Here is a 26,834-nt window from a genome sequence, read left to right as displayed (position 1 = left end):
TAAACATGGTAATTTTCATCGAAATTTGCTATTATGAATATTGAAATGGAAAGAATGGAGCGAAAATCATGTCAAAAATTTTAGTCTTTGGACATTTAAATCCAGATACAGATGCAATTGGCGCAGCCATTGCCTTTGGACACTTGCAACAAGCCTTAGGAAAAGAAGCAGAAGCCGTTGCTTTAGGAGAACCAAGTGAAGAAACACAATATGCACTTGATTACTTTCAATTAGCTGCACCACGAGTGATTACGCAGGCAAAAGAAGAAACAACTAACGTCATGTTAGTCGACCACAATGAGTTTCAACAAAGTGTATCTGACATTGCAGACCTTACAGTGTTAGCAGTCGTTGATCATCACCGTATCGCGAATTTTGAAACAGCGAATCCACTGTATTACCGTGCAGAACCAGTCGGATGTACAAGTACGATTATTGCGAAAATGTACAAAGAAGAAAATGTCGAAATTCCGCAAGCAATCGCTGGTATCATGTTATCCGCCATTATTTCAGATACATTACTCTTTAAATCACCAACATGCACGCCAGATGATGTGCGGATTGCAAATGAACTTGCAGCGATTGCTGAGGTAAATTTAGAAGAGTACGGACTTGAAATGTTAAAAGCTGGAACAAAATTAAGTGATAAATCCGTTGATTTCTTATTAGATTTAGATGCGAAAAGCTTTACCATGGGCGATAAAATCGTTCGAGTCGCGCAAGTGAATACCGTTGATTTATCAGAAATTTTTGATAGACAAGCAGAATTAGAAGTTAAAATGGCGCAATTATCGGAAGAAAATCATTACGATTTATTCTTATTAATTGCGACGGATATTTTAGCAAGTGATTCAGAGTTATTAGTGGTAGGTGAACCGGTTGCGAATGTTGAACAAGCGTTCCAAGTGACACTTGTCAATCACCGTGCTTTCTTACCTGGTGTGGTTTCACGGAAAAAACAAGTTGTTCCTCAATTAACAGAGAGCTTTAACCAATAATAAAAAGGCTTGTTACAAAAATGACGAATCGAATGTCGTCAATTGTAGCAAGTCTTTTTCGTCAGGAGATTTGATTATGAAAGTAATGGTGAAGACTGAAAATCAGTCACTGGAAGCAATTTTAAGTAGTTCTTTTTTTCAAGAGTTAGGCAATTTACTAAATAACGAAAGCAAGCCAACGTTAAGAGAGATTAAGCAACAAATCAGCACGCCAAAAATTGATCAGCAACTCGATATGTTAATTAAAGAAGCAATCGTTAAAAGACAAGATAAACGGTATTCCCTTTTATTGCCGACAATGCAAGCGTCAACGTCGATGACTTACGAAATGGTAAAGGAAAAAGTAATCTCGTATCTAGCAGCACTTTCGTTAGAAGAGCGATCTATTGCGTTCAATCATTTGTATCCAAAAAACAAAGACTATTCTCCTTTTTTATTAGATGAGACAGTGCCTTTTTCGTATTACGCGACGATTTCCAATGATCTAGTCACGATTACTTCTTTAGCGACACAAGAAGATGCTTGGACCTTGCCACATTATTTTCAATCACACCTTAAATCAGCGGCTAATTCGCTCTTTGAACCGATGGAGTCGCTGATTGGCGATGTCGATCCTCATTATTATCTAGATCAAGTTTGGACGATTCTCGATAAAATCCAGCAGCAGCGGCGAAGAATTCGTGAAAATATCTTTTTAACATCGTTACAGCAATTTCAACTGATTGACTACCAGGATCGATGGGTCGTCACTGTCCCTATTCAAACGTCACTGACAACATTTGGATTAAACCATGAGTTGGAAGAGGAGTTCTCATGCTTATCGTTTGCAGAACAATGCATGCTCCTTGGTGAATGCTTGCAATACTTTGGGCTTAGTCAGCTAACCGTCATTACGATGTTAAAATAGGGAAAAACCTTCTGATTCAATATTATATTTGGAAACCACGGAAAAATATTTCGGTGGTTTTTTAAGTTGTGCGAAGTTTGGTCATCTGGAATTTTTAAAGAGAACTGATTTTCGAAGAGGAATGATACATACCGGCAATCATTGCACAAAAATAAAAAGTACGATGATTGATTAAGGAATAAGCTGGATTAAACTATTGACAAAGTGAAATAATAATGATAAATTCTATTAAATCATTAATCTAATTCTAATAATGCGAACTTAAAAACGATGAAGAGAAGAGTAACTGACGAAAGCGATAAAAGAGAACCCGGATGGTGAGAAAGGGGATGGCGGCAATCGGTGAAGATGAGCTCGGAGTATTTAAGTAGTTTACGCTACTTAAACGGAAGCAACCGTTATCTTGCCAGGTTTCACTTAAAGAAGTCGAACTGTTGAGGTGGTAGGTTATCCCTATCATGAATAAGGGTGGTAACACGGAAAATATCCGTCCCTTTGTTTATCAATCATTGATAAACAAAGGGATGGGTATTTTTTTGTGTATACCTTATTATTTTTTCAATAGGAAAAAAACAGAAATTTAAAGGAGCGTGAGAATAAAATTGTCAAAACACTCAAATATCTACCAGAAGAGAGAGTTGAGCGATGGGGGATGAAGGTTCTAGATTTAAAAAGGATATCTAACAATAAAACTGCGATTTTTATTATGAGGTTACCACTTAGAATTATGGAAATCTTCGTATATGAAAAGTTGTTAGTTAAAAAAATGAAAGTAATTAAAAAAGATGGTGATGGATAAATGAGTAGTTTAGTCTGCTTTACAGATTTTGTAAAAGAATATGAGTCTAACGGTCAGAAAATAAGAGCGTTGGATGGTATTAACTTAGAAATTGAGTCAGGTGATATTTATGGAATTATTGGATATAGTGGCGCTGGTAAATCTACATTGATACGCGGAATAAATGGTATTGAAAAACCAACAGAAGGAACAATTACAGTAGGTGAACAAAAAGTTAATGAATTAAGTACAAAGTCACTTAGAGAGTTTCGAAAAAAAACAGGAATGATTTTTCAGCACTTCAATTTAATGCCTTCGCGAACAGTATTTGAAAATGTGGCCCTACCTTTAAAAAAGAGTGACTTATCTTCGGGAGAAAAAAAAAGGCGAGTGGACGAATTGTTGGATTATGTCGGTTTACTAGATAAATCCAATGTCTATCCGGCTCAATTATCCGGTGGTCAAAAGCAACGTGTTTCAATTGCTCGAGCTTTAGCGCACAATCCTGAGATTCTCCTGTGTGATGAGGCAACTTCTGCACTAGATCCGCAAACAACGCTATCGATTCTTTCTTTATTAAAACGATTAAATCAAACGTTGGGGATAACTATTGTATTAATTACACATGAAATGTCTGTCATTAAAGAAATATGTAATAAAGTCGCCATTATTGACGCTGGCAAAATACTCGAACAAGGTGATGTTTTCGATGTTTTTACTAAACCTAACTATTCTTTAACAAGAGAATTTATAGAAACAACATCAAATTTGGCGAAAGTAAAGGATGTTATCAAGGTCTACATTGCAAAGAAACAGCCAAAGATAGACGGTGTTGTGTTTTTAAGATTAAATTTTGTGGATAATCAAGTACAAGATTCGGTGATTATGTCTGTTGCAAAAACACAAAGAGTTGATATTAATATACTTTTAGCCGACATCGCTTTTCTTGATAACAAACAACTAGGAAGTTTGTTCGTAGCACTCACAGGTGAAAATAAACGAGAAGCTATCGAAGCGTTGAAGAAAAAAGGAGTACAAGTTGAGGTGGTTATTTATGAATGATTTTGTTCAGCAATATTTACCGGGAGTATATGAATTAAGATTTGAACTATTGGAGGCGATTGGTCAAACGATTATTATGGTCACGAGTTCAGCATTTATTGCCTTTATCATAGGCCTTCTGTTAGGTGTGATGTCAGTAGTCATGGGACCAAAGGGGCTTTTAGAAAATCTGTGGATATACAATATCATTGATAAGAGCATTAATTTATTCCGATCGATTCCATTCATAATCTTGATTGCAGCTTTGATACCGTTGACCAGATTAATTTCAGGAACTTCTATAGGAACAACAGGTGCAATTTTTCCATTAGTTGTCGGTATTACACCGTTTTTTACGAGACAAGTCGAAGCGGCTTTGAGTGAAGTTGATAAGGGACTTGTCGAAGCAGCTGAAGTAATGGGCTTTTCGCCTTTTGAAATTATTATTTATGTTTATTTAAGGGAAAGTCGTGCATCACTGGTGAGAGCTACAACTATCACATTGGTTAATCTAATTGGTTTGTCCGCAATCTCGGGTGTTGTCGGTGCGGGTGGACTAGGAAATTTTGCGATTCTTAGAGGTTTTCAACGAAACCGATTGGACGTAGTGTATGTGAGTATATTCTTGATTTTAATACTCGTATTGGTAATTGAATTAATTGGGAAAAAACTAATCAAAAATATTAAGTCTATTTATTAGGAGGGAATTTTTATGAAATTTATTAAACCATTATTCAGTATTTTATTGATAACAATATTATCCGCTTGTTCAACAGCGACGGCAAAAGATGATGTCAAAAAGGATGAGCCGACTATTGTGAAAGTAGGGGTTGTAGGAGATAGCACGAATTTCATTTGGGATATTGTAAACGAGAATCTGAAAGATGAGAACATCATTGTAGAATTACAATCATTTAGCGATGGAACGTATACGAATATTGCACAGTCCGAAGGTGAATTAGATTTAACATCATTTCAGCATCATGCTTTTTTGAATCAAGAGATTAACGACAAAGGGTATGATTTTACGGCAATTGCAGATACATACGTTGCACCATTGAATATTTTTTCAGAAAAAGTTGAGAGCGTATCAGAAATTAAAGAAGGAGATACTATATTAATTCCTAATAATGTAACGAACGCGGGACGGGCGTTGATTGTCTTAGATCGTGCAGGTCTAATCACAGTTGATCCAGAAAAAGGAAATCTACCGACTAGTAATGATATCTTGGAGAACCCGTTGAAATTAAAAATTGAAGAGGCTGATCCAGCAACAATCTTACAATTATTACCTGATGTAGCTGCAGGAATTACCAATGCTGGTATAGTCCAAGATAACGGGAAGGATCCGATTGAAGATGCGATATTCAATTTAGAAATCGATCCTGATGATGAAGCATTCGCCCCCTATATAAATGTAATTGTAGCTAGAACGGAAGATAAAGATAATGAAATATACGCAAAAGTAGTTGAAGCTTATCTGCAAGATAATGTAAAAGAAGCAATTACAAAAGAATATGGTAATGTATTTATCCCAGTGTGGTAAAAAGCGATGAAGCTAAAATTGACTATAAAAAAGGAGCCATGATGAGTAAAGTGTTTGAGGTAGAAATAAAAAAAATGATGAATCAGACTGTAAGATGGCGGAGATATTTCCATCAGTATCCAGAAATTTCTAACGAAGAATATCAAACAGCCGATTATCTAGAAAAAGTGATTCAATCGATGGATGCTAAGTTAACCGTGGAACGACCATTACCTACTACTGTAACAGTTTGCTTAAAAGGAAAGTTTCCTGGAAAAAGAATTATTTTCCGAGCTGATATTGATGCATTACCTATTGAAGAACAAACGGATTTTAGTTTTAAATCCGTCTATCAAAATCGGATGCATGCTTGTGGTCATGATGGTCATATGGCAATGCTTTTAACGGTATTACAAATACTTTTAGGTTATAAAGAACAGTTGCATGGTGAAATTCTATTTATCTTTCAATCCGGAGAAGAGATTGGCGGAGCGAGAGAGTTAATAAAAACCTCTATTTTAGATAATGTTGAAGCGGCGTATGCTGTTCATTTATGGCCTGATGCGAAAGTAGGTAAGTATCAATTAGCGAGTGGACCTATTATGGCAGCAGGCAGCTGGTTTCATATTGAAATCATCGGACTTGGAGGACATGCTGGACGACCACACCAAGCGATTGATCCAATTAATGCTACATTAGACATGATTCAATCTATAAAAGCTCAAATTAATAGAAAAATTGATCCGTTGGTTCCTAATGTATTATCAATCACATATATTCAGTCAGGGGACGCTACAAATGTAATTCCCGACAAATTACGTTTTGGTGGTACTATTCGCACGTTAGACCAAAGGGCGCTATTAGATTTACATCGAATAATCAATGAGACCTTGCGAATCTATAGTGCTCTTTATGAATTTTCCTATCATGCTGAATTTGAAATTGATCATTTAAAAGAAGGCGATGCACCATCCTCACCACTAGTTAATGATGAAAAACTAGTAAATGAATTGAGAGAAAATTTAATTCGAAATTACGGAGATTGTGTGGAAAAATTTCTACCAACCTTAGCAGGTGAAGATTTCTCTTTTTATAGCTTGAAAGTACCTGTTTCTTTTGCAATTGTTGGTGCCGCACCCACTAAAACATATCCACTTCATCACCCAAAATTTGACTTTGATGAGAATGCATTAGAATGGGGCGTTCGATTATTTTTAACAGTTGCAGAAGGAATGATAGGTAGAGAGAATTGAATATCAATATAAACACTTGAATCTATTAAAATATTCCTTTATAAAAATAACCATCGATTAACAAAGATGGTTATTTTTATAATCATGAAGCAGGAAAATAATTGAAACGGAGTCCGAAATTAACTGTTACTGATCCCCATGATTTAAAAAAAGCGTAACTTATATTTAGCTTAAATAATATCAGAAACAAAAAAATCATAAAATCGCTAACTGGAAATATTTTATTCTCTTTCGTTATGCTTTTTATGAGAAATGCCATTACAATCACTCATTTTATATTAAGAATGTGCTATAATATTATTAAGAATTAGTAACAAGATGATTAGATAAAAGAATCACAAGGAGGTTGTTATGAAAGAACAGTTACGAGCGGCTTTTGAGGCAGAAGAAAGATTCTTAACCGGAGAAAATTTCTATGCGCAACACTTTCTTGGCATTCAAAAAACAGGAAGTCTATTCACATTCCGTGTTTGGGCGCCAAATGCACAACAAGTATGGCTTGTCGGTGATTTTAACCAATGGGGAGACTCATTACCGATGATGCGACGAGAACGGTCAGGGGTCTGGGAAGTTGAGACTGATATTCCACAAGAAGGACAGTTGTATAAGTATAAGGTGCGTCAAGCAGACGGGCGAGAAATCATGAAAATCGATCCTTTTGCCATTCGTTTTGAAGCACGACCTGGAACGGCAGCGGTCATTCATACTGTTCCAAACAAGAAGTGGAAGGATGGATTATGGAGAGGACGCCAAAAACGTTCGAATCATTTTAAACGACCGATTAATATTTATGAAGTTCATGCGAGTTCTTGGAAACATCAAGCAGATGGGCGACCTTACACATTCAAAGAACTAAAAGAAGAACTGATTCCTTACGTAAAGAAAATGAATTACACGCATATTGAATTTATGCCTTTAATGGAACATCCGCTAGGCGCATCCTGGGGTTATCAATTAATTGGTTTTTTTGCTGTATCTTCTTACTACGGGACACCGGAGGAATTTCAAGATTTTGTCGAAGCTTGTCACTTAGCTAATATTGGGGTGTTCATTGATTGGGTTCCAGGTCATTATTGTGCAAATGAAGATACATTGCCTTATTATGACGGAACACCGACGTTTGAATATACGGATCCTAATCGCGCTAAGAATAATCGCTGGGGCACGATTTGTTTTGATTTAGGGAAACCACAAGTTCAAAGTTTTTTACTTTCGAGTGCGCTATATTGGATCGAGATGTTTCATATTGATGGCATTCGAGTGGACGCGGTTTCGAGTATGCTGTACTTAGATTATGACGACGGTCCTTGGACACCCAATCATGAAGGGGGAAATCGTAATTTCGAAGGCTATTATTTTTTACAAAAATTAAATGCAGTCTTGAAGCTTGCCCATCCGCAAGTCATTTTGATGGCGGAAGAAAGCACTTCACAAACGCAAATCACGGGTTTAATTGAAACTGGTGCTTTAGGTTTTGATTACAAATGGAATATGGGCTGGATGAATGATATTTTGCGTTTTTATGAAATGGATCCATTGTTTCGAAAAAATCATTTTGAGTTAATAACGTTTTCTTTTATGTATCGTCACAATGAAAATTATCTCCTCGCTTTGTCGCATGATGAGGTGGTACATGGGAAGAAAAGTTTGATGCACAAAATGTGGGGCGAGCGATCACAGCAATTTGCTCAACTTAGAAATTTGTATGCGTTTATGTTTGCCCACCCTGGAAAAAAATTGTTGTTTATGGGAAGTGAATGGGGACAATTTTTGGAATGGAAATATGATCATGGCTTAGAATGGCAGGATTTACACGATGAATTGAATCACAAAATGCAACAGTACACCCAACATTTAAATGATCTATACCTTCGTGAACGGGCTTTATGGGAAATCGATTATTCCCCGACAACGATAGAATGGATTGACGCGGATAACACAGAGGAATCCATTTTAACCTTTATTCGTCAAGGCTCACGCAAGAAAGACTTTTTAGTTGTTGTAGTGAACTTGGTACCAGTGGAACGACAAGATTTTGTAATTGGTGTGCCTTACGAAGGTGAATATGAAGAGGTTTTTAATACTGAAATGATCGAATTTGGTGGGACGTGGCAAGCGCATAATCCTATTCGAGTAACAAGGGAAAAAGAGACTAATGCTTTCAGTTACCAAATTAAAACCGTCGTACCCGCTTCAGGTGTCTTATATCTTCGTCCTAAAAATATCCAGATAAAAAAAGGGTTATCAAGTAAAAAGTAAGGGAGGGAAGGTGGATTTATTCACCGTGGCAATGAAGAATGAAATGATTGCGATGATTTTGGCAGGAGGACAAGGGACGAGACTTGGAAAGTTGACCAAAAGTATTGCGAAACCTGCTGTACCATTTGGTGGGAGATATCGGATTATTGATTTTACGTTAAGTAATTGTGCCAATTCGGGAATCAATCACGTAGGAGTCGTTACGCAATATGAACCGTTAGCCTTGAATACGCATGTCGGAAATGGTGCCAATTGGGGATTGAATGGGATTAATTCGGGTGTGACTATTTTACAACCCTATTCTAGTTCGGAAGGAAGCAAGTGGTTTGAAGGAACAGCGCATGCGATTTATCAAAATATTGATTATATTGATCAGTTAAACCCCCAATACGTATTAGTCTTATCAGGAGATCATATTTACAAAATGGATTACGAAGAAATGTTAATGGAGCATAAAAAGAAACAGGCGTCATTATCGGTAGCCGTTTTAGAAGTACCACTTAAAGAAGCATCTCGTTTTGGTATTATGAATACAGATGATAATAATCGTATTATAGAGTTCGAAGAAAAACCTGAAAATCCTAAAAGCAATCTTGCTTCAATGGGAATTTACATTTTCAATTGGGGACGTTTGCGTAATATCTTAACGACAAATTATGCCAAAGATAGCACGATGAATGATTTTGGGAAACATGTGATTCCGGCTTACTTGGAGAGTGGAGAGAATGTGATTGCGTATCGTTTTGATGGCTACTGGAAAGATGTCGGTACGATTGATTCGTTATGGGAAGCCAACATGGAATTTTTAAATCCTGAAATGGCTTTAGATATTCGTGATAAAGATTGGCGGATTTATTCACGTAATAATATTTCGCCACCTCATTTTATTGCAGAGACAGGATCAGCTAAACAATCATTGATTGCCGATGGTTGTTACGTTGCGGGTGAAATCAATCATAGTATTTTATCAGATGATGTCCAGATCAAAGAAGGGGCTAAAATTACCGATAGTGTCATTATGTCAGGTGCCACGATCGGCAAAAATGTGATATTAAATCGTGCAATAATTGGGGAAAATGCCATTCTAGGGGACGGAGCAATATTAGATGGAACTGATGAAATTGCAGTGGTGGGTTATTCTGAAGTGATAGGAGTGACGATTGATGAAGACTAATAAAATGTGTGCCTTGATTGGGAATATTCACCGCTATGATGAATTATTACCATTAACTGAAAATCGACCGTTAGCAACCTTACCGTTTGATTGTAAATATCGTTTAATTGATTTTAATTTATCCAATGTTGCCAATGCCAATATTAAATCGTTGTTTATGGTTTTTAATGAAGGCGAAACAAAATCAGTTTTTGACCATTTAGGTGGCGGGAAAGAATGGAACTTAGACGGCGTACAAAACCGTTTCTTCGTTCATATCTACCAAGATTATATTCGTCGTTCCGATAGTAATCGTCGTTATTATGAATTAGTGATTGACTATTTAACGAAATCAAAATCGGAATATGCGGTCTTTATGGGATCGAAGTTTCTTTGTAACATTGATTTGCGTGCACTACAACAAATTCATCAAGCACGAGAAGCGGACTTGACGGTGGTTTATAAACGAGCGACTAAAGAAAAGCTGCATTCTTCTGATATTGTGTTGAAATTAGATGATAATAATATCGTCGTAGAAAAAGCCTCTGTTAGTACGTTAGAACCGACAGAACGAGTGAATCTTTGTACGGATACGTATATTATCAAGACTGATTTGTTAATTGATTTACTTCGAAAACGGCAATCAGCAGGGATCGTAGGAAGCATTGAGAGCTTACTCCGGGATACGATTGGACCGAATACGATTGCTTATGAATATACAGGCTATTTAAATAATATTTATGATATTAAATCATATTATGATGCCAATATGGATATGCTCGACGTGAAAAAATTTAATTCTTTAATGTATTCCAGTCAAAAAGTCTATACGAAGATGAAAGATGAAGTGCCCACTTATTATTCCAGCACTTCCGTTGTTCGCAACAGTCAATTTGCAACAGGTTGTACGATTGAAGGCAAGGTCGACTATTCTCTCATTAGTCGCGGAACACATATTTATGAGGGTGCAGAAATTTCCCATTCCTTAATTTTTGCAAATAATAAAATTCATTCGAATGCTGTTGTTCGTTATGCAATTTTAGATAAAAATGTCACAGTCGATGCAGGAGTGAAAATTGAGGGGACAAAAGAAAATCCTGTCGTTGTTTCAAAAGGAACGCATGTGACACAGGATGTCATTGGAGGATAAATAGATGAAAATACTTTTCACCGCATTTGAATGTGCCCCATTTTTTAAAACAGGTGGTTTAGGTGATGTCGCAGGCGCATTACCCAAAGAGCTCGCTAAAAAAGGACTTGAAACGATTGTTGTCTTACCCTATTTTACAAAGATGGCTAGTAAGTATCAGGATCAGTGTGAGGACGTGCTCTCATTTTCTGTCAACGTTGGCTGGCGCAAGCAGTATTGCGGAATCAAAAAGTTGAAAGATGAAAACGTCACGTATTATTTTATTGATAATCTGTATTATTTTGATCGAGAACAGTTATACGGTTATGACGATGATGGCGAACGTTTTGCCTTTTTTCAACAAGCAGTAATCGAAATGATGGAAAAAATTGCGTTTATTCCAGACATTATGCATATCAACGATTACCATACAGCAATGATTCCATTCTTATTAAAAGAAAAATATCATTGGATTGAGGCTTTTCAGTCTATTCGTACGCTACTAACCATTCATAATATTGAGTTTCAAGGAAAGTACGGCGCAGATGTCCTACCGGATTTGTTTGGTGTAGGCAAAGAGCGTTTTGATGATGGAACAGCTCGTTGGGATGGCGCACTTAATTTTCTCAAAACGGGTATTCTTTATGCCAATCATGTGAATACGGTTAGTCCTTCATACGCCGAAGAAATCATGACACCCGCATTTGGTAATGGCTTAGAAACCGTCTTACAAATGGAACGTCAAAAGCTTTCGGGGATTCTAAACGGAATTGATTATGATCAAAATAATCCAGCGACGGATCCAGCGCTGATTGCGCCATATTCTGCAGAAAATAGTGCAGGTAAACAGGCTAATAAACAAGAATTGCAACGAATCATGGGACTGCCACAAGAAGCGCATACCCCAATCATTGCTGTAGTCAGTCGGTTAACGTATCAAAAAGGTTTCCATTTAGTCTTGGAAGAATTAGAAAACTTATTACAATTTGACGTACAGTTCGTATTATTAGGGACTGGCGATCCGCGTTTTGAAGCTGCTTTTTCACATATCGCACAAAAATATCCTCATAAATGTGCGGTTGATATTAATTTTGATGTTCAACTGGCTCAGAAAATTTATGCTGGTTCCGATTTATTCTTAATGCCTTCTGCCTTTGAACCGTGTGGCTTATCGCAAATGATTGCGATGCGTTATGGGACGCTACCAATTGTTCATGAAATAGGGGGATTAAAAGATACCGTCCAACCCTTTAATCCGATAACGGGAACCGGAAATGGGTTTGGTTTTGTGGAATTTACCGGTTTTCATTTGATGCAAACGATCAAACAAGGGCTCGTGTTATATGAGCAGTCACCAGAAACTTGGAATATCATACAACAAAATGCAATGAATCACGATTTTAGTTGGACAACTGCTTGTCAGGCGTACATTCATTTGTACCATCAGCTTTAAGAAATGACTACAAATGCAGACTGAAACAACGATGAATTGTTCCAGTCTGTTTTTGTCATTAAAGGGGGAAAAGGAATGATCACCAAAAAACAGTTAATCAAGGAACTACGTAAAAATGTACAGGAAATGTATGCTATTGAAATCGAAGACGCCACAGAACAAGAGTTGTTTTTTAGTTTAGGTACGACGATTAAAGGGATTTATAATAAGAATTGGCAAAAAACATGGAATAATTATTTAGCGGAAGAACAAAAACAAGTTTATTATTTTTCCATTGAATTTTTACCCGGTAAGTTATTAAAAAGCAATTTGTTAAATCTTGGTATTTTAGAAGTTGTCAGAGAAAGTTTAGCCGAGTTTTCGGTTGATTTAGAAGATTTGGCCGCAGTCGAAAAAGACATGGCTTTAGGAAATGGTGGGTTAGGACGGTTAGCTTCTTGTTTTATGGATGCCATCGCTTCTAGTGGGTTACCCGGCAACGGGAATGGTATTCGCTACGATTATGGGTTGTTTAAACAACAATTCGTCGATGGGTATCAAGTAGAATTACCCGATGAATGGTTAAGAAATGGGAATGTTTGGGAAATTCGCCGAGATAGCAAAGCGGTAAATGTTCATTTTGGTGGAGATGTTTACATGCAACCAAAATCCAATGGAAAATTAGGTGTCGTCGCGGAAAATGAAACAATTTTACGAGCAGTTCCATATGATACGGGAATGGTTGGCTTTGAAAATGGGATTGTCAATACGATGCGTCTTTGGTCTGTCGAAATACCTTCATCAGAAGAAGGAAAATATCGTAGCATTGAAGAAAGGCGCGTCTTTGAGGATTTAACAGCCGTTTTATATCCCGATGATTCGAATGCCCGTGGCCGATTGATTCGCTTAGCCCAAGAGTATTTCTTTGTTTCGGCAGGCATTCAAAGTATTATTCGTTATTTCAAAAAATTAAATCATCCGTGGCATGTCCTGAGTGAAAAAGTGGCGATTCATATTAATGATACCCATCCAGCGTTATGTATTCCAGAGTTAATGCGTATTTTAATGGATGAATATGAAGTCAGTTGGGAGCAAGCGTGGGATTTAACGAGTAAAGTCATGAGTTACACGAATCATACAATTATGGCCGAAGCATTAGAAAAGTGGCCGACCTATCTAATGAAACGAAGCTTGCCAAGAATGTATCAAATTATTAAAGAAATCGATCGACGCTATGTGGTCTCAATGAGTGGTATTCATGATGCTGCCTTAATCGAGCGAACAAGAATTATTCAAGGCGAAGACATTCACATGGCCAACTTAGCAATTATTGGCAGCCATAGCACAAACGGGGTCGCGAAACTGCATTCAGATTTATTAAAGGCAGTGGTCTTACATGATTTTTATACGATTTATCCGGAACGTTTTAATAATAAAACGAACGGTATCGCTCAACGACGCTGGTTACAATTATCCAATGAACCGTTAAGTCGCGTTTTAGATGAAACAATCGGAAAATCTTGGCGTCATGAACCAGCCGATTTAAAATTATTAATGAATTATCAAAATGATCCGATTGTCCTCGAAAAACTAGCCAAAGCGAAGCAAGAAAAGAAAGAAGAACTGGCGAAATATATCCAGGAAACAACCGGGATTATTGTGAATCCTACAGCAATATTCGACGTGCAAATTAAACGTCTGCATGCTTACAAACGTCAACTGCTTAACTTATTGCACATCTTAAAACTTTATTTTGAAATCAAAGAGAATCCGCAAGCATCTATTTATCCAAGAGTATTCATTTTTGGTGCTAAAGCCGCACCAAGTTATGCCTATGCCAAATCAATTATCAAAGTCATCAATGAAGTGGCAAATTTAGTCAATCACGATCAAACAATCGGAGATAAACTTAAAATTGTTTTTCTTCCGAATTATAACGTCAGCTTGGCCGAAAAAATTATTCCAGCAGCTGACGTCAGCGAACAAATCTCATTGGCATCAAAAGAAGCGTCCGGCACAAGTAATATGAAATTAATGTTGAATGGGGCGATTACGATTGCGACACTCGATGGGGCCAATGTTGAAATTCGTGACGCTGTGGGGGATGAAAATATCTATATATTTGGTCTCACAGAAGCGGAAGTCTATGCCTATTATGAAAATAAAAACTATTCTGCTCGAGAAGTTTACGAAACCAATCCGATTGTTCACCGCGTATTAAACGCTTTTGTTGATGGTAGTATTCCGAATATTGAACGCGAAGGACAAGAAATAGTCGATTCTTTACTACTGTATAATGATGAATATTTCTTGTTAAGAGATTTCGATGCTTATTGTGAAGCGCAGGCAAGATTGAATCAGGCTTATCAAGATGCAACACACTGGCAAAAATGTAGTTTGATTAATATTGCGAATGCAGGGACGTTTTCAGCAGATAAGACGGTGAAACAATATGCAGAAGATATTTGGCAGATTGAACCCCTATTTGCTCATACTCATCAAGGAAGATAGAAGGTGGAGAGACTGGTATTCATTCGTTTTAATCCATGGAAAAAGAGCTATAAACAACCGTTTGGGGCGGCCAGAGTCAACAGTCTCGTCCGTCTATCAATTGAAGTGATCGCGCAAGAAATTGCAGCGGTCACTTTAGTGATACATAAAGACTTTGAAGAAACAACTTTTATCCCAATGGAAAAACACGAAGGCGATTTTTACTCGTATGAGTATTTTTTAAATCAAGGTCCTGGGCTTTATTATTATCATTTTGAAGTGGAACTTCATATCGATGGACAGCGACAAAAGGTATTATTTGGTGCCAATCAAGAAGGTGGAGAAGGTCAAATTCAGCAGCTCCAAAGTGACGTCTGGGATTTTCAATTGACGTGTTATGCGCAAGATGATGCTGCGCCACAGTGGTATCAAGAAGGAATTTTTTATCAAATTTTCCCAGATCGCTTTTACAACGCCAATCCATCAGGGGTACTGAATCAACGTAAGAAAAACTCTTTTGTGTATGGCACCTTAGAAGATGAGCCACTGTACATTAAAAACGAGAAAGGTGAAATTTTGCGATGGGACTTCTTTGGTGGGAATTTAAAAGGAATTCAAGCGAAAATCCCTTATCTAAAAGAGCTCGGAGTAACGGGACTTTATCTAAATCCAATTTTTGAAGCAGCCAGCAATCATCGATATGATACTGCTGATTTTCTAGCAATTGACCCAATGTTAGGTACGGAAGCGGACTTTATAGCATTAGTCGAGTCGCTACATCGCAACGATATGCGAATCATTTTGGATGGTGTATTTAGTCATGTGGGTCAAAATAGCCGGTATTTTAATGTCGATGGGCGTTATGGCGACGATCAAGGAGCCTATCGGAATATTCGCAGTCCATATTATTCTTGGTTTCAATTTATTAACTATCCTGAGACATATCGCTCATGGTGGGGCATTGCAGATTTACCAACGATTGATAAAACGAATCGTTCTTTTCAAACGTTCATTTATGGAGGAGAAGATAGTGTCATTTCAAAATGGACACGACTTGGGGTCGATGGGTGGCGTTTGGATGTGGCAGATGAATTACCCGAGGAATTCATCAGAGGAATTCGCGAAAACTTAAATCAATTTTCAGATAAAGTATTAATCGGTGAAGTCTGGGAAGATGCTTCGAATAAAATTTCTTATAAAGAGCGACGCAACTATATTTTAGGGAATCAGCTGCACGGTGTCATGAATTATCCACTAAGAGAAGGCGTCATTGCCTTACTGACCAGTCAAGCCTCACCCGAAAAAATAGCGCGTTCCTTTACGCGATTGTATGAAAATTATCCCAAAGACATTTTTTTTAATAATTTTAATAATATTGGAACGCATGATACGGAACGTATTTTTTCGGTGTTAGGTGAACAAATAAAAAAAATGGATTTGGCAATTGGGTTGTTATTCTTATTTCCTGGAGTTCCTTGTATTTATTACGGAGATGAAGTGGGCTTAACAGGTGGGAAAGATCCTGAAAATCGTAAATTTTATCCGTGGAATCGAGAAGATAGGACCATCTATGATCTTTATAAAAAATGGATTACGATTCGTCAAACGACCCCCACGGTGATTGATGGCGAGCTCGCTTTCTTTTATACGGATCAATTATTTGGACTCTTACGATACCAGCAAGATCAATATGTGGCACTTGTTCTCAATCCGACAAGTATTCCGTGTCTTGTCTCTGAAACGCTCACTTTTTTAACGGAAGAAAATAAGGTCACAAACGAGATTGGTCAACGGTTGGCTAATCAGACGATCGCTGAAAATAGTTATTTCTTGCTTTCTTCGCAGTCATAAGAAAGCTACTAAAACTTTCTTTTTATTGGAGAGATAGTGTCAATCCTGTTTGAAAATATGGTACTATGAAGGAAATCTTGATTTAAAGGATGAGATATATGGGAAGTAACAATGAAATCAAGCGAAAACATTTTCGTTTTCCTGCTTATTCAGATGAAACAGGTGTCAAAATTAATCGGGAAGGTGATTACACGCCTTTTTCCGCGCAAGAGTCGTGGATTTTGACAGAGGATTCAACGGATACGCCTTTTTATACGCAAAAGCAACCTGTGGATGAGCCGAAAGAATTACGACGATCGCTACGTCAAACGCACTCGAAAGCAGGACATAGTCTCGCGCAAAAGGAAGAATTGAAACGCCACCGCACGAACTTACCCGATTATACGAAGCGGACGACCGTTGAAGTAACCAAAACCGGGAAGAAACAGCTCTTTGGTGACATGACGAGCAAGCCTTTATTTCGTGTAAAAGAGAAAAAATCAGAAGTTGTTCCCTCTGTTAAACGAGAGTATTCAGGACGCTCGTATTTTGTTCCCAAGTACATACCTGCGTCAATTATTCCTGAAGAAGAATCAACATCATTCTCTGAAGCAGATTTGATGCAATCGATGCGTAAGACTAAAGAGAGTTATTTATTATTTGATAATGAACAGACTCCTTATCAAGAGCGCAAAGATCATGAACCGAGTGTCAAAAAATTTCCTTCTACCGAGGGATTGCTGACAGATGAAGTTCCTCGGAAAGAAAAAAAACGTATGGCATTAAATCGTTCACTAGATGGATTAATTGCGAAAGAAACGAATGATTTAAACGAAAATAATTATTTTAAATAAGTCTTATTGACACGCTCACAATCGTTTGTAAACGAAAGAGAGCGTGTCTTTCAATCCTTAAATGCTGAAATAAAAAGTTGTCGATAACACGATCGATTCATTTTCTTAAGAGGAATGAGTCAGGCCGGTTCATCAGGGAATCCTAAAGTCTTTATTTTTTTGCAATTTTTTGTTGACAAGAACGTTATTTATCGTTAATATCTTATTATTGTCATTGCTTCACTTTTGCTATTTATCTTCATCACTGGATAGGCATCTAAAAGAGAATCAACGAATCATTTTCGTGGCCATGGCGGAATTGGCAGACGCGTACGCTTGAGGGGCGTATAAGGAAACTTGTGTGGGTTCGAGTCCCATTGGCCGCATTATGCATTAAATTAAAGAGGCGACGTTCTTCATAAGGAAGAGCGTTTTTTGTTTTTTTCGGATGAGGAATACAATCTGTTTTGAATCATCATTTTTTTTAGTAGTTTTATCCGATTCACAAAAAAGTTTGGTATAATAAGGCACGTTAAAAGATTCATAAAAGAAGCAGCGATGATATTTTTCGAAAAGAGGAATTTGGATGAAGAAATTTGAGAAATCAACGAAACTTGACGGTGTGAGCTATGATGTACGAGGACCTGTTTTAGAAGAAGCGGAACGGATGCAAGAAGAAGGCATTAGTATTTTAAAATTAAATACAGGCAATCCGGCAACGTTTGGTTTTGAAGCACCGAATGAAATTATTCGCGATTTAATTTTAAATGTTCGTGAGTCAGAAGGTTACTCTGATTCAAAAGGGATCTTTTCTGCGCGCAAAGCCGTAGAACAATATTATCAAGTCAAAGATTTTCCGAATTTATCGATTAATGATATCTATACCGGCAATGGGGTAAGTGAACTGATCACGATGTCAATGCAAGGGCTATGCAACAATGGCGATGAAATTCTAGTACCGATGCCAGATTATCCTCTATGGACAGCTTCAATCTCACTTGCAGGAGGCAAAGCCGTTCATTACATTTGCGACGAAGAAAGTGAGTGGAACCCTGACCTTGGCGATATCCGGTCAAAGATTACATCGAAAACCAAAGCCATCGTTTTGATTAATCCGAATAATCCAACGGGAGCTGTTTATCCGAAAGAAATTTTAGAGGGGATTGTCACTATTGCACGAGAATTTGATTTGATTATTTTCTCAGATGAGATTTATGACCGTTTATTAATGGATGGCCATAAACACATTCATATTGCGGCTTTAGCTCCTGATCGTCCAGTGGTTACGTTCAGTGGATTGTCAAAATCACATCGGGTTGCTGGCTTTCGTGTCGGATGGATGGCGATCAGTGGTGATAAGTCCAATATTAAAGGTTATATTGAAGGCTTAAATATGTTATCTTCTATGCGCTTATGTTCAAACGTTTTATCACAACAAATCGTTCAAACCGCTCTTGGTGGTTATCAAAGTGTCGATAAACTATTATTACCTGGGGGTCGCATTTATGAACAAAGAGAATTTATCTATAATGCCATCAATGATATTCCAGGACTTTCTGCAGTCAAACCAAAAGCTGCCTTTTATCTGTTTCCAAAAATTGATACAAAGAAATTTAATATTTTAGATGATGAAAAATTCGTTTTAGATTTCCTTCATCAACATCATGTCCTATTGGTGCATGGTGGCGGCTTTAATTGGCAAGCGCCAGATCATTTCCGCATTGTCTACTTACCGAATATGGATCAGTTAAAAATGACGGCGGATCGGATGCGGACGTTTTTAGCTACTTATCAACAAAAGTAATACTCATCATACAAAGAGAGATTCAGAAAAAAACGCAATAATTCGCTCCCTGTTTAGGGGAATGAACTTTTGCGTTTTTTTGTATCGCACGTTTTGTTAATGGTAGTCAAACGAATTCATTGACTAACGATTGTTTAATTCAATATTTTCTCACAGATTTTTTTACTAATTACCATTCTTCCATTATATTTTTCCATGATCTCTTTCGAAGGATTTTCGACTTGGACTAAAAAAGAATTTTCGTATTCTTTTTCAATGGCCCCCATAAGTCTTAAATTATCCCATTTAAAAGTGACGTCTGTTTGTAGTTCGATTGCTTGCGTTTCCATAAAAAACCACTCCTAATCTGTTAACAACATATAACAAGTATTTTAATAAATAGTATCATTTTATGTATTATGTGCTAAAATAGAACAAATGAAAAATGCATATCCGCATTTATGGAGGGCTTATGGAAAAAGAAAGACAATCAATTGGTGAAACCTTAAAACAATTGCGACAAGCACGACGATTAACCCAAAAGATGTTGGCTGCGGACATTTGTGCCCAAAGTGTGATTAGTCGGGCTGAAAATAATGAAGAACTGCCAAATGTGATGGTATTGCATCAAATCTGTGAACGACTAAATATCACGATTGATCAATTAATGCTTTCTCAACCAAAGAATGAGAGTCAAATGGGACTTCGTTTTCAGGGGATTTACCGCTATTTTGTGCAGCGTGATTATGAAAGGGTTTCCTTACTACTTGAAGAACCAGAGCTATTAGAGACCTTATATTTAGAGACAGATTTACAACTGTATTATTACTATTTAGGAAGTTGTGAATTTTTTGTCGAAAAAAATCATGTCACAGCACTTCAATCTCTACGAAAAGGATTATCCTATACCTATAATCAAGATAAACAGTTTGTCTCGACCATTGAAGTTCAAATGTTAAGTTGTATTGGGTACGTCTTAAAAGAAAGTGGTCAACGAGAGAAGGCGCTCGTAGAATTAAAAAAAAGTTATGATTTTGCTGAGAAACTACCTTATGAAAGAAAAATTTTTGAGTTAGCAAAAGTGTATTACCATTATGGTGAATTTTTATTTGAGGAAAAAGACTATAAAGAAGCCTCCATTGTGGTGGCTAGAGGCTTATCTTTCGTTCAGCAATTTTGTAGCTATTATTATTTGGCAGAATTAACTGACTTAAAGGGGAAAATTTTACAACGATTAGGAAAGAAAGAGATGGCACTACCGTTTTTTTCGCTAGCAAAAAATATGGAAACCCTAGATCTTGTCAAATCTCTCGATAGCCTTGACTTTGAAAACGAATAAGAGTACTTTATTTATAGAAAAGACGAAGAAGGGACGGGGAAAAAACGTGAGAACATTCGTATTAGCAGATAAATTTTTTTTTCATTCAGCAACTAAAGGAAAAGGGTACTTAGAAATCACAGATGGCATTATTGGAGAATATCTGACAGAAGTACCACAAGAAAGCCAAGTCATTGATTATAGTGGGAAATGGATCGGTCCTGGTTTAGTCGACACGCATATTCATGGGTATCTAAATCATGATGTGATGGATAACGACGCTCAAGGGCTACATGTCATGTCAGAATCCTTGTTGTCGTGTGGTGTGACTTCATTTTTACCAACGACGTTAACTTCAAGCCGGGAGTTACTCACTGCTGTAGCGAAGACAATTGGTGAAGTACAAAAAGAGGTTACTGGAGCAAAAATAGAAGGAATTTACTTTGAAGGTCCATTTTTTACAGAAGAATATAAAGGCGCTCAAAACCCTTCGTATTTTGGTGATCCGAGCCTTGAAATTTTTAACGAGTGGCAAGAGGCTTCAGGTGGGATTATCAAAAAAATTGCCTTAGCTCCAGAACGAGAAGGCGTGGAAGCGTTTGTTGAAGCAGTGACACAGACTGGTGTGGTTGTCGCATTAGGTCACAGTAATGCGACGTTAGAAGAAGCAACGAAGGCGGTAGAAGCAGGTGCCAGCGTCTTTGTCCATGCTTTTAACGGAATGCGCGGCTTGAATCATCGTGAACCAGGAATGGTCGGTGCTTTAATGACGTTGAATGATGTCTTTTCTGAATTGATCTGTGATGGGCACCACGTCCATCCGCAAGCAGCGAAAGTCCTAGTTGAGACAGCTGGTCACGATCATGTGGCTTTGATTACGGACTGTATGATGGCTGGCGGGATGCCGGATGGCGATTATATTTTAGGTGAGTTCCCTGTTATTGTGAAAGATGGAACAGTTCGGATGGCGGAAGGGAATTTAGCTGGCAGTATTTTGAAATTAAAAGAAGCCATTAAAAATGTGGTCGATTGGGGATTAGCCACTCCTGAACAAGCAATACTCATGGCTAGTTATGTGCCGGCAGTGAGTTGCCGGATCGATGATGTTTGTGGTGTATTAAAAGCAGGTCGTGCAGCAGACTTTATCGTTTTAAATCCTGATATGACGTTAGAAGCGACATTTTTAGATGGCGTAGAACGGTTCCATATCTAATAGAATACTAAAAGGAAGGAAGAGAATGGCGCAAACGGTCTCTTCTTTTTTATTGAATGCCAAAAAAGTAGCCAAAGACAGGTTCTTATCGTTGCTTTCCGATAGAAAAAGATTGATAATCCAATCATAGATAAGAAGAAAATGGGGGATGACAGCCGATGAGTTATATTGAAGTCATTGACGAAGTAAAAAAATATCAGATGGGTGATACGGAAATCATCGCCAACGATCATATTAATTTTAGTATTGAACAAGGAGAAGTTGCGGTTATTTTAGGGCCTAGTGGGGCAGGTAAATCGACCGTTTTAAATATTTTAGGCGGCATGGATAGTTGTGACAGCGGTCAAATTATTATTGATGGCGTGGATATTGCCAATTATAACGCACACGAACTGACAACGTATCGGCGCAATGACGTCGGCTTTGTTTTTCAATTTTATAATTTAGTTCCGAACTTGACGGCCAAAGAAAACGTCGAACTCGCTTCACAAATTGTTGAGGAAGCGCTCGATCCAGAAGAAGTCTTATTACAAGTCGGATTAGGTCGCCGAATGAATAATTTTCCAGCACAGTTATCAGGGGGAGAACAACAGCGCGTCACGATCGCGCGAGCGTTAGCAAAGCGTCCAAAGTTATTGTTATGCGATGAACCAACTGGTGCCTTAGATTATGAAACAGGCAAACAAATCTTACAAATATTGGAAGATACTGCCCGTCAAACGGGAACAACAGTAGTTATCATTACGCATAATGCGTTAATTGCGCCGATGGCTAATCGCGTGATCCGAATCAATGATGCTAAAGTCCGTAGTATTGAAGTGAATGAACATCCCACCCCAATATCGGCAATTGAATGGTAGGTGAGATTGATGCAAAAAACAGCACTACTTAAAACAAGCATTCGAGAAATTAAACAGTCACCAGCCCGTTTCTTGTCCATTTTAGGGATCATTTTTTTAGGCGTGGCATTTTTTGTGGGAATTGGTGCGACCGGACCAGATATGATCAAATCAGCCGATCATTATTATGAAAAAACGAAACTGGCGGATATGAGTATTTATTCTTCATTAGGGTTTTCGGCAGAAGATAAAGCGGTGTTGCTCGAAGAAGAAAACATTCAAACCGTCAATTTACAATATTTACTTGATTTACCGTTAAGCCAAAAAAATACGGTTTTTCGCTTTCTAAGTCTGACCGGCAAAGACGAATTGAATCAATTACATGTAGTGGAGGGTCAGCTTCCTAAAGCCAAGAATGAAATATTGTTGGATAGCAATTTATCTGATGCAAAAGATTATCAAATTGGAGACACGTTTGAAATCTTAGCAAAAGATGATCCGGAAAATCAGTTAAAAGAGCACGAGTTTAAGATTGTTGGTTTTGCTCAGAGTCCTGAATTTATTGATAATTCTAAACGAGGGAATACCAATGTTGGAAATGGCTCGATTACGGCTTTTGCTTATTTGCTGCCGGAAGCTTTTCAAATGGATGCCTACAGTCGTATGTTGATCTCATTTGATGATCTACGTACAGAAGTAGCGTATTCACAAAATTACGTCGATTTAATGAACAAAAATAAAGCGCAAATTACGTCCTTATTAGCGCCCCGTAAACAAGGGAGACTCGATGAAATTCGGGAAAAAGCGTTAAAAGAATTGAATGACAATCAACGCGAAATCGATGAAGCCAATGCGCAAATTGAAAAAGGTGCGAAACAATTAAACGACGCACTGAAAACGTTAGAAGCAGGGAAAAAAGAGCTTGAAGCCGGACAACAAACGTTCGACTCTGAGATGGCTAATGCCGAAGCACAAATTCGTTATCAACGTGATCAATTAGTGAGTGCACAAGCTGAGTTAGATCAGCAACGAGCAACGTTGGAGTCACAGCAACAAGCACTTAATCAACAGAGCAAGGAACTAACGGCCGCTGAGGAGCAATTAGAACCTCTTTTAGCCCAAAAAGCAACACTTGAAGCCAGCTTAGCCCAATTGGAAGGCGTTCAACAACAATATGGGGAGCTTGTCGTTTTACTCGATGGCTTCGTCGAGGTACCCAAAGAGGCGCAACCCAGCGCAATCGAAGCCATCAAGAGCACGGCGTCAGCATTAAGCGCCCAGTTATCCGCTTCTCCGGAGCTATCGGGTGCGTTTGCGACATTTGCCGCTGAAGTAACCGTCGAGAATATAGCGGAAACGCATACCGTAATTCGTTCAGCGGGGGATTTGATCGAACAACAACGATTAGAAGTTCAACAAAGCTTAACGACTTTAGCCACACAGCAGCAAGAATTAGCAGCTGCTCGCCAAGCATTAGTGGCTGGACAAGCTCAAATTGACGCTGGTCGCGATGCGTTAGCGCAAGGGCAAGCCGAAATCGATCGCGGTTTTGAGCAATTGAATCAAGGCGAACAGACATTGGCAGAGCAGCGTCAACAAGGTCAAAGTGAATTAGATGCTGCACGGCAAGAGTTCGAAACTGGTCAAGAAGCGTATGAAAAAGAAGCACAAGCATTTCAAAAACTCCAAGATGAGACGCTACCTGATTTAAAAGCGGCACAACGAACAATCGATCAAGAAAGAGAGAAGCTGGATGAATTAGAACCCGCGACTTTCACCTATGTGTTACGCGATGACAATCCAGGTTATTTAGAATATGAAGAAAATGCGAATCGGATTTCATCGATTGCGACAGTATTCCCGACGATTTTCTTTTTAATTGCCGCACTCGTTAGTTTGACTACGATGGGACGAATGATTGAAGAAAAACGAACAGAAATCGGAACATATAAAGCACTTGGCTACAAAAATAGCGAAGTATCACTTAAATTTATCATCTATTCGTTAACAGCCGGTTTGACCGGAACGCTGTTAGGGCTACTTGTCGGATTTTACCTATTTCCAACCATTATTATCAATGCCTATGGACAACTGTATAATATGACAGAGTTTCCAACACCATGGTACCTTTCGTATTCCTTAATTGGATTCGCTGTCGGATTATTTTGTACCGTGGGAATTTCGATGATTGTGCTTCGAGTTGATTTAATGAGTTCTCCTGCAACTTTATTACGACCAAAAGCACCTAAAGCTGGGAAAACCATTCTACTTGAACGAATTCAACCACTTTGGCGACGATTGAATTTCAATCAAAAAGTAACAATGCGTAATCTATTTCGTTACAAATCACGGATGTTTATGACCGTCTTTGGGATTGCGGGATGTACGGCGATGATCTTAACCGGTTTTGGACTAAAAAATTCCATCAGTGATATCGTACCTATTCAGTTTAATGAGGTTTGGCGTTATCAAGGAATTGTCACGTTTGACGAAGAGGCATCCACTCAAGCCATAGAAGAGTATCAAGCGGCTGTTTCACAACTTGATTTATTAAGTGCCACACTTGGAATGACTTCTGAGAACTTGACGGTCGCTCAAACAGGTAAGGCGAGTCAAGAAGTAACTGTTTATGTGCCAGAAAACCCAGCTGAATTATCTGATTTTGTCTCATTTACGGATCGTAAAACGGGAGAAGTGTATGCGCTAGGAGATAATGGCGTGATTATTAATGAGAAATTAGCAAAGCTCTTTCAATTGGCAATCGGCGATACAATTGAGCTGAAAAATGGTGATAATGAGATTTTTGAAGTGAACATTTCAGGCATTACAGAAAATTATGTGGGCCATTTTGCTTATTTTTCTTCAACTTATTATGAAGAAATTTTCGGGGAAATCCCGACGTATAACAGTGAGCTCCTCTTATTTAGTGAGGCATTAACAAAAGAGCAAGAAAATCAGATCGCGAATGATTTAATGAAGCAAGACCGTGTGCTAAACGTGACGTTCTTATCTGATTCGTCGACGGCCTTGGATGATACAACTGAAATTCTAAACATTGTCGTGTGGTTATTGATTATTTCGGCGGGATTATTAGCCTTTATTGTGTTGTATAATCTAAACAATATTAATATTTCTGAACGTATTCGTGAGTTATCGACGATTAAAGTTTTAGGATTTTATAATAAAGAAGTCACGATGTATATTTACCGTGAAAATATTTTTCTGACGCTTTTTGGCATTATCGCTGGGTTATTCCTAGGGCAGATTTTACACGGATATGTCTTAGCGACCGTAGAACTGGATATGTTGATGTTCTCACCAGAAATCCATCTTCTTAGTTACCTTTATTCAAGCCTGATTACGCTTTTCTTTACGATTATTGTTGGGTTTGTGATGTATCAAAAACTTAAACATGTCGACATGATTGAGGCGTTAAAATCGAATGATTAAAAAAATAGTCAGACTTCCTAAAAATTATAGGAGGTTCTGACTATTTTCATCTTTTTTAGGCGTGGGTAAATAATTCAAGCCAACAGCGATTAACGTTCCAATAAAGGTATCTAAAACGCGCTGTAGAGCAAACGAAAGGGGTTGATCACCTGAAGAAGTACTTAAAGCGATAAGTAATAACGTTGCCACGCCAGAAATAATGCCAGCGTGATTATTAATGCCATCGGATAATACGATAACAAAAGCAACAGCAAGAGGAACTAGCAACAATTCAGCGATAAAGGAATGATTGAGCTGATCTTGGATGACGAAATAAGCGATGGCGGTACTACCACCAATAATATTCCCCATAATACGTGATTTACCAAAACTTAAAGTAGTTGGTAAATCTTGTCTTAAGGAAAAGACAGCAGCCAAAGCCGCAATCATTGCTTCCCCACGATTGAAAAAGTGAAACAATAAAATACACAGCATAACAGCCAAAGAAGACTTTATGGTTCGCATGCCGATTCGAAAACGACCGAAATTCATCTTATTCACTTCCTTTTTTTTATTCTAACGAAAATATATCAGAAAGGCTAGTGAAATTTTCTAAAAACTAGC

At 37.9% G+C, this 26,834-nt stretch carries 19 protein-coding genes, 1 tRNA gene, 1 pseudogene and 1 other annotated feature; of the genes and pseudogenes, 19 read left to right on the top strand and 2 right to left on the bottom strand.

Going from position 1 to position 26,834, the window contains the following annotated elements:
- Nucleotides 1–68: 68 nt before the first annotated feature.
- The 15 genes from IGI68_RS11710 to IGI68_RS11640 all read left to right on the top strand — a co-directional run bounded on the left by IGI68_RS11710 (nucleotide 69) and on the right by IGI68_RS11640 (nucleotide 19,432).
- Complete coding sequence (locus tag IGI68_RS11710) at nucleotides 69–998, top strand: manganese-dependent inorganic pyrophosphatase (RefSeq protein WP_273229669.1); 930 nt, start codon at nucleotides 69–71, stop codon at nucleotides 996–998.
- 76 nt (nucleotides 999–1,074) lie between these two features.
- Complete coding sequence (locus tag IGI68_RS11705) at nucleotides 1,075–1,905, top strand: DUF1803 domain-containing protein (protein ID WP_438733003.1); 831 nt, start codon at nucleotides 1,075–1,077, stop codon at nucleotides 1,903–1,905.
- Nucleotides 1,906–2,166: 261 nt separating this feature from the next.
- Nucleotides 2,167–2,403 (top strand) — a binding site (T-box leader).
- Nucleotides 2,404–2,704: 301 nt separating this feature from the next.
- A complete protein-coding gene (locus tag IGI68_RS11700) occupies nucleotides 2,705–3,745 on the top strand; it encodes a methionine ABC transporter ATP-binding protein (protein WP_438733001.1) in 1,041 nt (346 codons plus the stop codon).
- Complete coding sequence (locus IGI68_RS11695) at nucleotides 3,723–4,424, top strand: methionine ABC transporter permease (protein ID WP_438732999.1); 702 nt, start codon at nucleotides 3,723–3,725, stop codon at nucleotides 4,422–4,424. The genes IGI68_RS11700 and IGI68_RS11695 overlap by 23 nt, the downstream gene beginning before the upstream one ends.
- A 12-nt stretch (nucleotides 4,425–4,436) precedes the next feature.
- Nucleotides 4,437–5,270 (top strand): MetQ/NlpA family ABC transporter substrate-binding protein, encoded by an 834-nt coding sequence (locus tag IGI68_RS11690; protein ID WP_438732997.1) that lies wholly within the window; start codon nucleotides 4,437–4,439, stop codon nucleotides 5,268–5,270.
- Nucleotides 5,271–5,311: 41 nt separating this feature from the next.
- Complete coding sequence (locus IGI68_RS11685) at nucleotides 5,312–6,502, top strand: M20 metallopeptidase family protein (protein WP_438732995.1); 1,191 nt, start codon at nucleotides 5,312–5,314, stop codon at nucleotides 6,500–6,502.
- A 351-nt stretch (nucleotides 6,503–6,853) separates the two neighbouring features.
- Nucleotides 6,854–8,761, top strand: coding sequence for a 1,4-alpha-glucan branching protein GlgB (gene glgB, locus IGI68_RS11680; protein WP_438732993.1), 1,908 nt, complete (start codon nucleotides 6,854–6,856; stop codon nucleotides 8,759–8,761).
- Between the two features lie 31 nt (nucleotides 8,762–8,792).
- A complete protein-coding gene (locus IGI68_RS11675; RefSeq protein WP_438733304.1) occupies nucleotides 8,793–9,935 on the top strand; it encodes a glucose-1-phosphate adenylyltransferase in 1,143 nt (380 codons plus the stop codon).
- Complete coding sequence (gene glgD / locus IGI68_RS11670; protein ID WP_071875149.1) at nucleotides 9,925–11,064, top strand: glucose-1-phosphate adenylyltransferase subunit GlgD; 1,140 nt, start codon at nucleotides 9,925–9,927, stop codon at nucleotides 11,062–11,064. The genes IGI68_RS11675 and glgD overlap by 11 nt, the downstream gene beginning before the upstream one ends.
- Nucleotides 11,065–11,068: 4 nt before the next feature.
- On the top strand, nucleotides 11,069–12,496 hold the full coding sequence (gene glgA / locus IGI68_RS11665) for a glycogen synthase GlgA (protein ID WP_071875150.1): 1,428 nt from the start codon (nucleotides 11,069–11,071) through the stop codon (nucleotides 12,494–12,496).
- A 78-nt stretch (nucleotides 12,497–12,574) separates the two neighbouring features.
- Nucleotides 12,575–14,986, top strand: coding sequence for a glycogen/starch/alpha-glucan phosphorylase (locus tag IGI68_RS11660; RefSeq protein WP_438733302.1), 2,412 nt, complete (start codon nucleotides 12,575–12,577; stop codon nucleotides 14,984–14,986).
- Nucleotides 14,987–14,989: 3 nt separating this feature from the next.
- Entirely contained in the window at nucleotides 14,990–16,816 is a 1,827-nt protein-coding gene (locus IGI68_RS11655; protein ID WP_438732991.1) for a glycoside hydrolase family 13 protein, read from the top strand.
- Nucleotides 16,817–16,914: 98 nt separating this feature from the next.
- A complete protein-coding gene (locus tag IGI68_RS11650) occupies nucleotides 16,915–17,649 on the top strand; it encodes a hypothetical protein (protein WP_071875152.1) in 735 nt (244 codons plus the stop codon).
- Nucleotides 17,650–17,932: 283 nt separating this feature from the next.
- A tRNA-Leu gene (locus tag IGI68_RS11645) sits at nucleotides 17,933–18,014 on the top strand.
- Between the two features lie 200 nt (nucleotides 18,015–18,214).
- Nucleotides 18,215–19,432, top strand: a complete 1,218-nt coding sequence (locus IGI68_RS11640; RefSeq protein WP_071875153.1) for a pyridoxal phosphate-dependent aminotransferase — start codon at nucleotides 18,215–18,217, stop codon at nucleotides 19,430–19,432.
- Nucleotides 19,433–19,566: 134 nt separating this feature from the next.
- Here the strand turns inward: IGI68_RS11640 and IGI68_RS11635 are convergent, their stop codons facing one another.
- Nucleotides 19,567–19,746: a DUF2187 domain-containing protein gene (locus IGI68_RS11635; RefSeq protein ID WP_071875183.1), complete on the bottom strand. Its 180-nt coding sequence runs from the start codon at nucleotides 19,744–19,746 to the stop codon at nucleotides 19,567–19,569.
- Between the two features lie 137 nt (nucleotides 19,747–19,883).
- On the opposite strand from IGI68_RS11635, the gene IGI68_RS11630 reads away from it, so the two are divergent.
- The 4 genes from IGI68_RS11630 to IGI68_RS11615 all read left to right on the top strand — a co-directional run bounded on the left by IGI68_RS11630 (nucleotide 19,884) and on the right by IGI68_RS11615 (nucleotide 26,231).
- Entirely contained in the window at nucleotides 19,884–20,750 is an 867-nt protein-coding gene (locus IGI68_RS11630; protein WP_438732988.1) for a helix-turn-helix domain-containing protein, read from the top strand.
- A gap of 46 nt (nucleotides 20,751–20,796) precedes the next feature.
- On the top strand, nucleotides 20,797–21,942 hold the full coding sequence (gene nagA, locus IGI68_RS11625) for an N-acetylglucosamine-6-phosphate deacetylase (protein WP_071875155.1): 1,146 nt from the start codon (nucleotides 20,797–20,799) through the stop codon (nucleotides 21,940–21,942).
- A 158-nt stretch (nucleotides 21,943–22,100) separates the two neighbouring features.
- Nucleotides 22,101–22,802 (top strand): ABC transporter ATP-binding protein, encoded by a 702-nt coding sequence (locus tag IGI68_RS11620; RefSeq protein ID WP_071875156.1) that lies wholly within the window; start codon nucleotides 22,101–22,103, stop codon nucleotides 22,800–22,802.
- A gap of 9 nt (nucleotides 22,803–22,811) precedes the next feature.
- Nucleotides 22,812–26,231 carry an FtsX-like permease family protein gene (locus IGI68_RS11615; RefSeq protein ID WP_438732986.1) on the top strand — a complete coding sequence of 1,140 codons (3,420 nt, stop codon included), beginning with the start codon at nucleotides 22,812–22,814 and terminating at the stop codon, nucleotides 26,229–26,231.
- A gap of 27 nt (nucleotides 26,232–26,258) precedes the next feature.
- Here IGI68_RS11615 and IGI68_RS11610 read toward each other — a convergent pair.
- Nucleotides 26,259–26,762 (bottom strand): annotated as a pseudogene (locus IGI68_RS11610) (FUSC family protein); the annotation flags it as partial.
- Between the last annotated feature and the right edge of the window lie 72 nt (nucleotides 26,763–26,834).

The sequence above is a fragment of the Enterococcus sp. DIV1314a genome (assembly GCF_051713805.1).
Classification (GTDB): domain Bacteria; phylum Bacillota; class Bacilli; order Lactobacillales; family Enterococcaceae; genus Enterococcus_I; species Enterococcus_I aquimarinus.
This window is presented reverse-complemented; position numbering and strand designations above follow the sequence as displayed.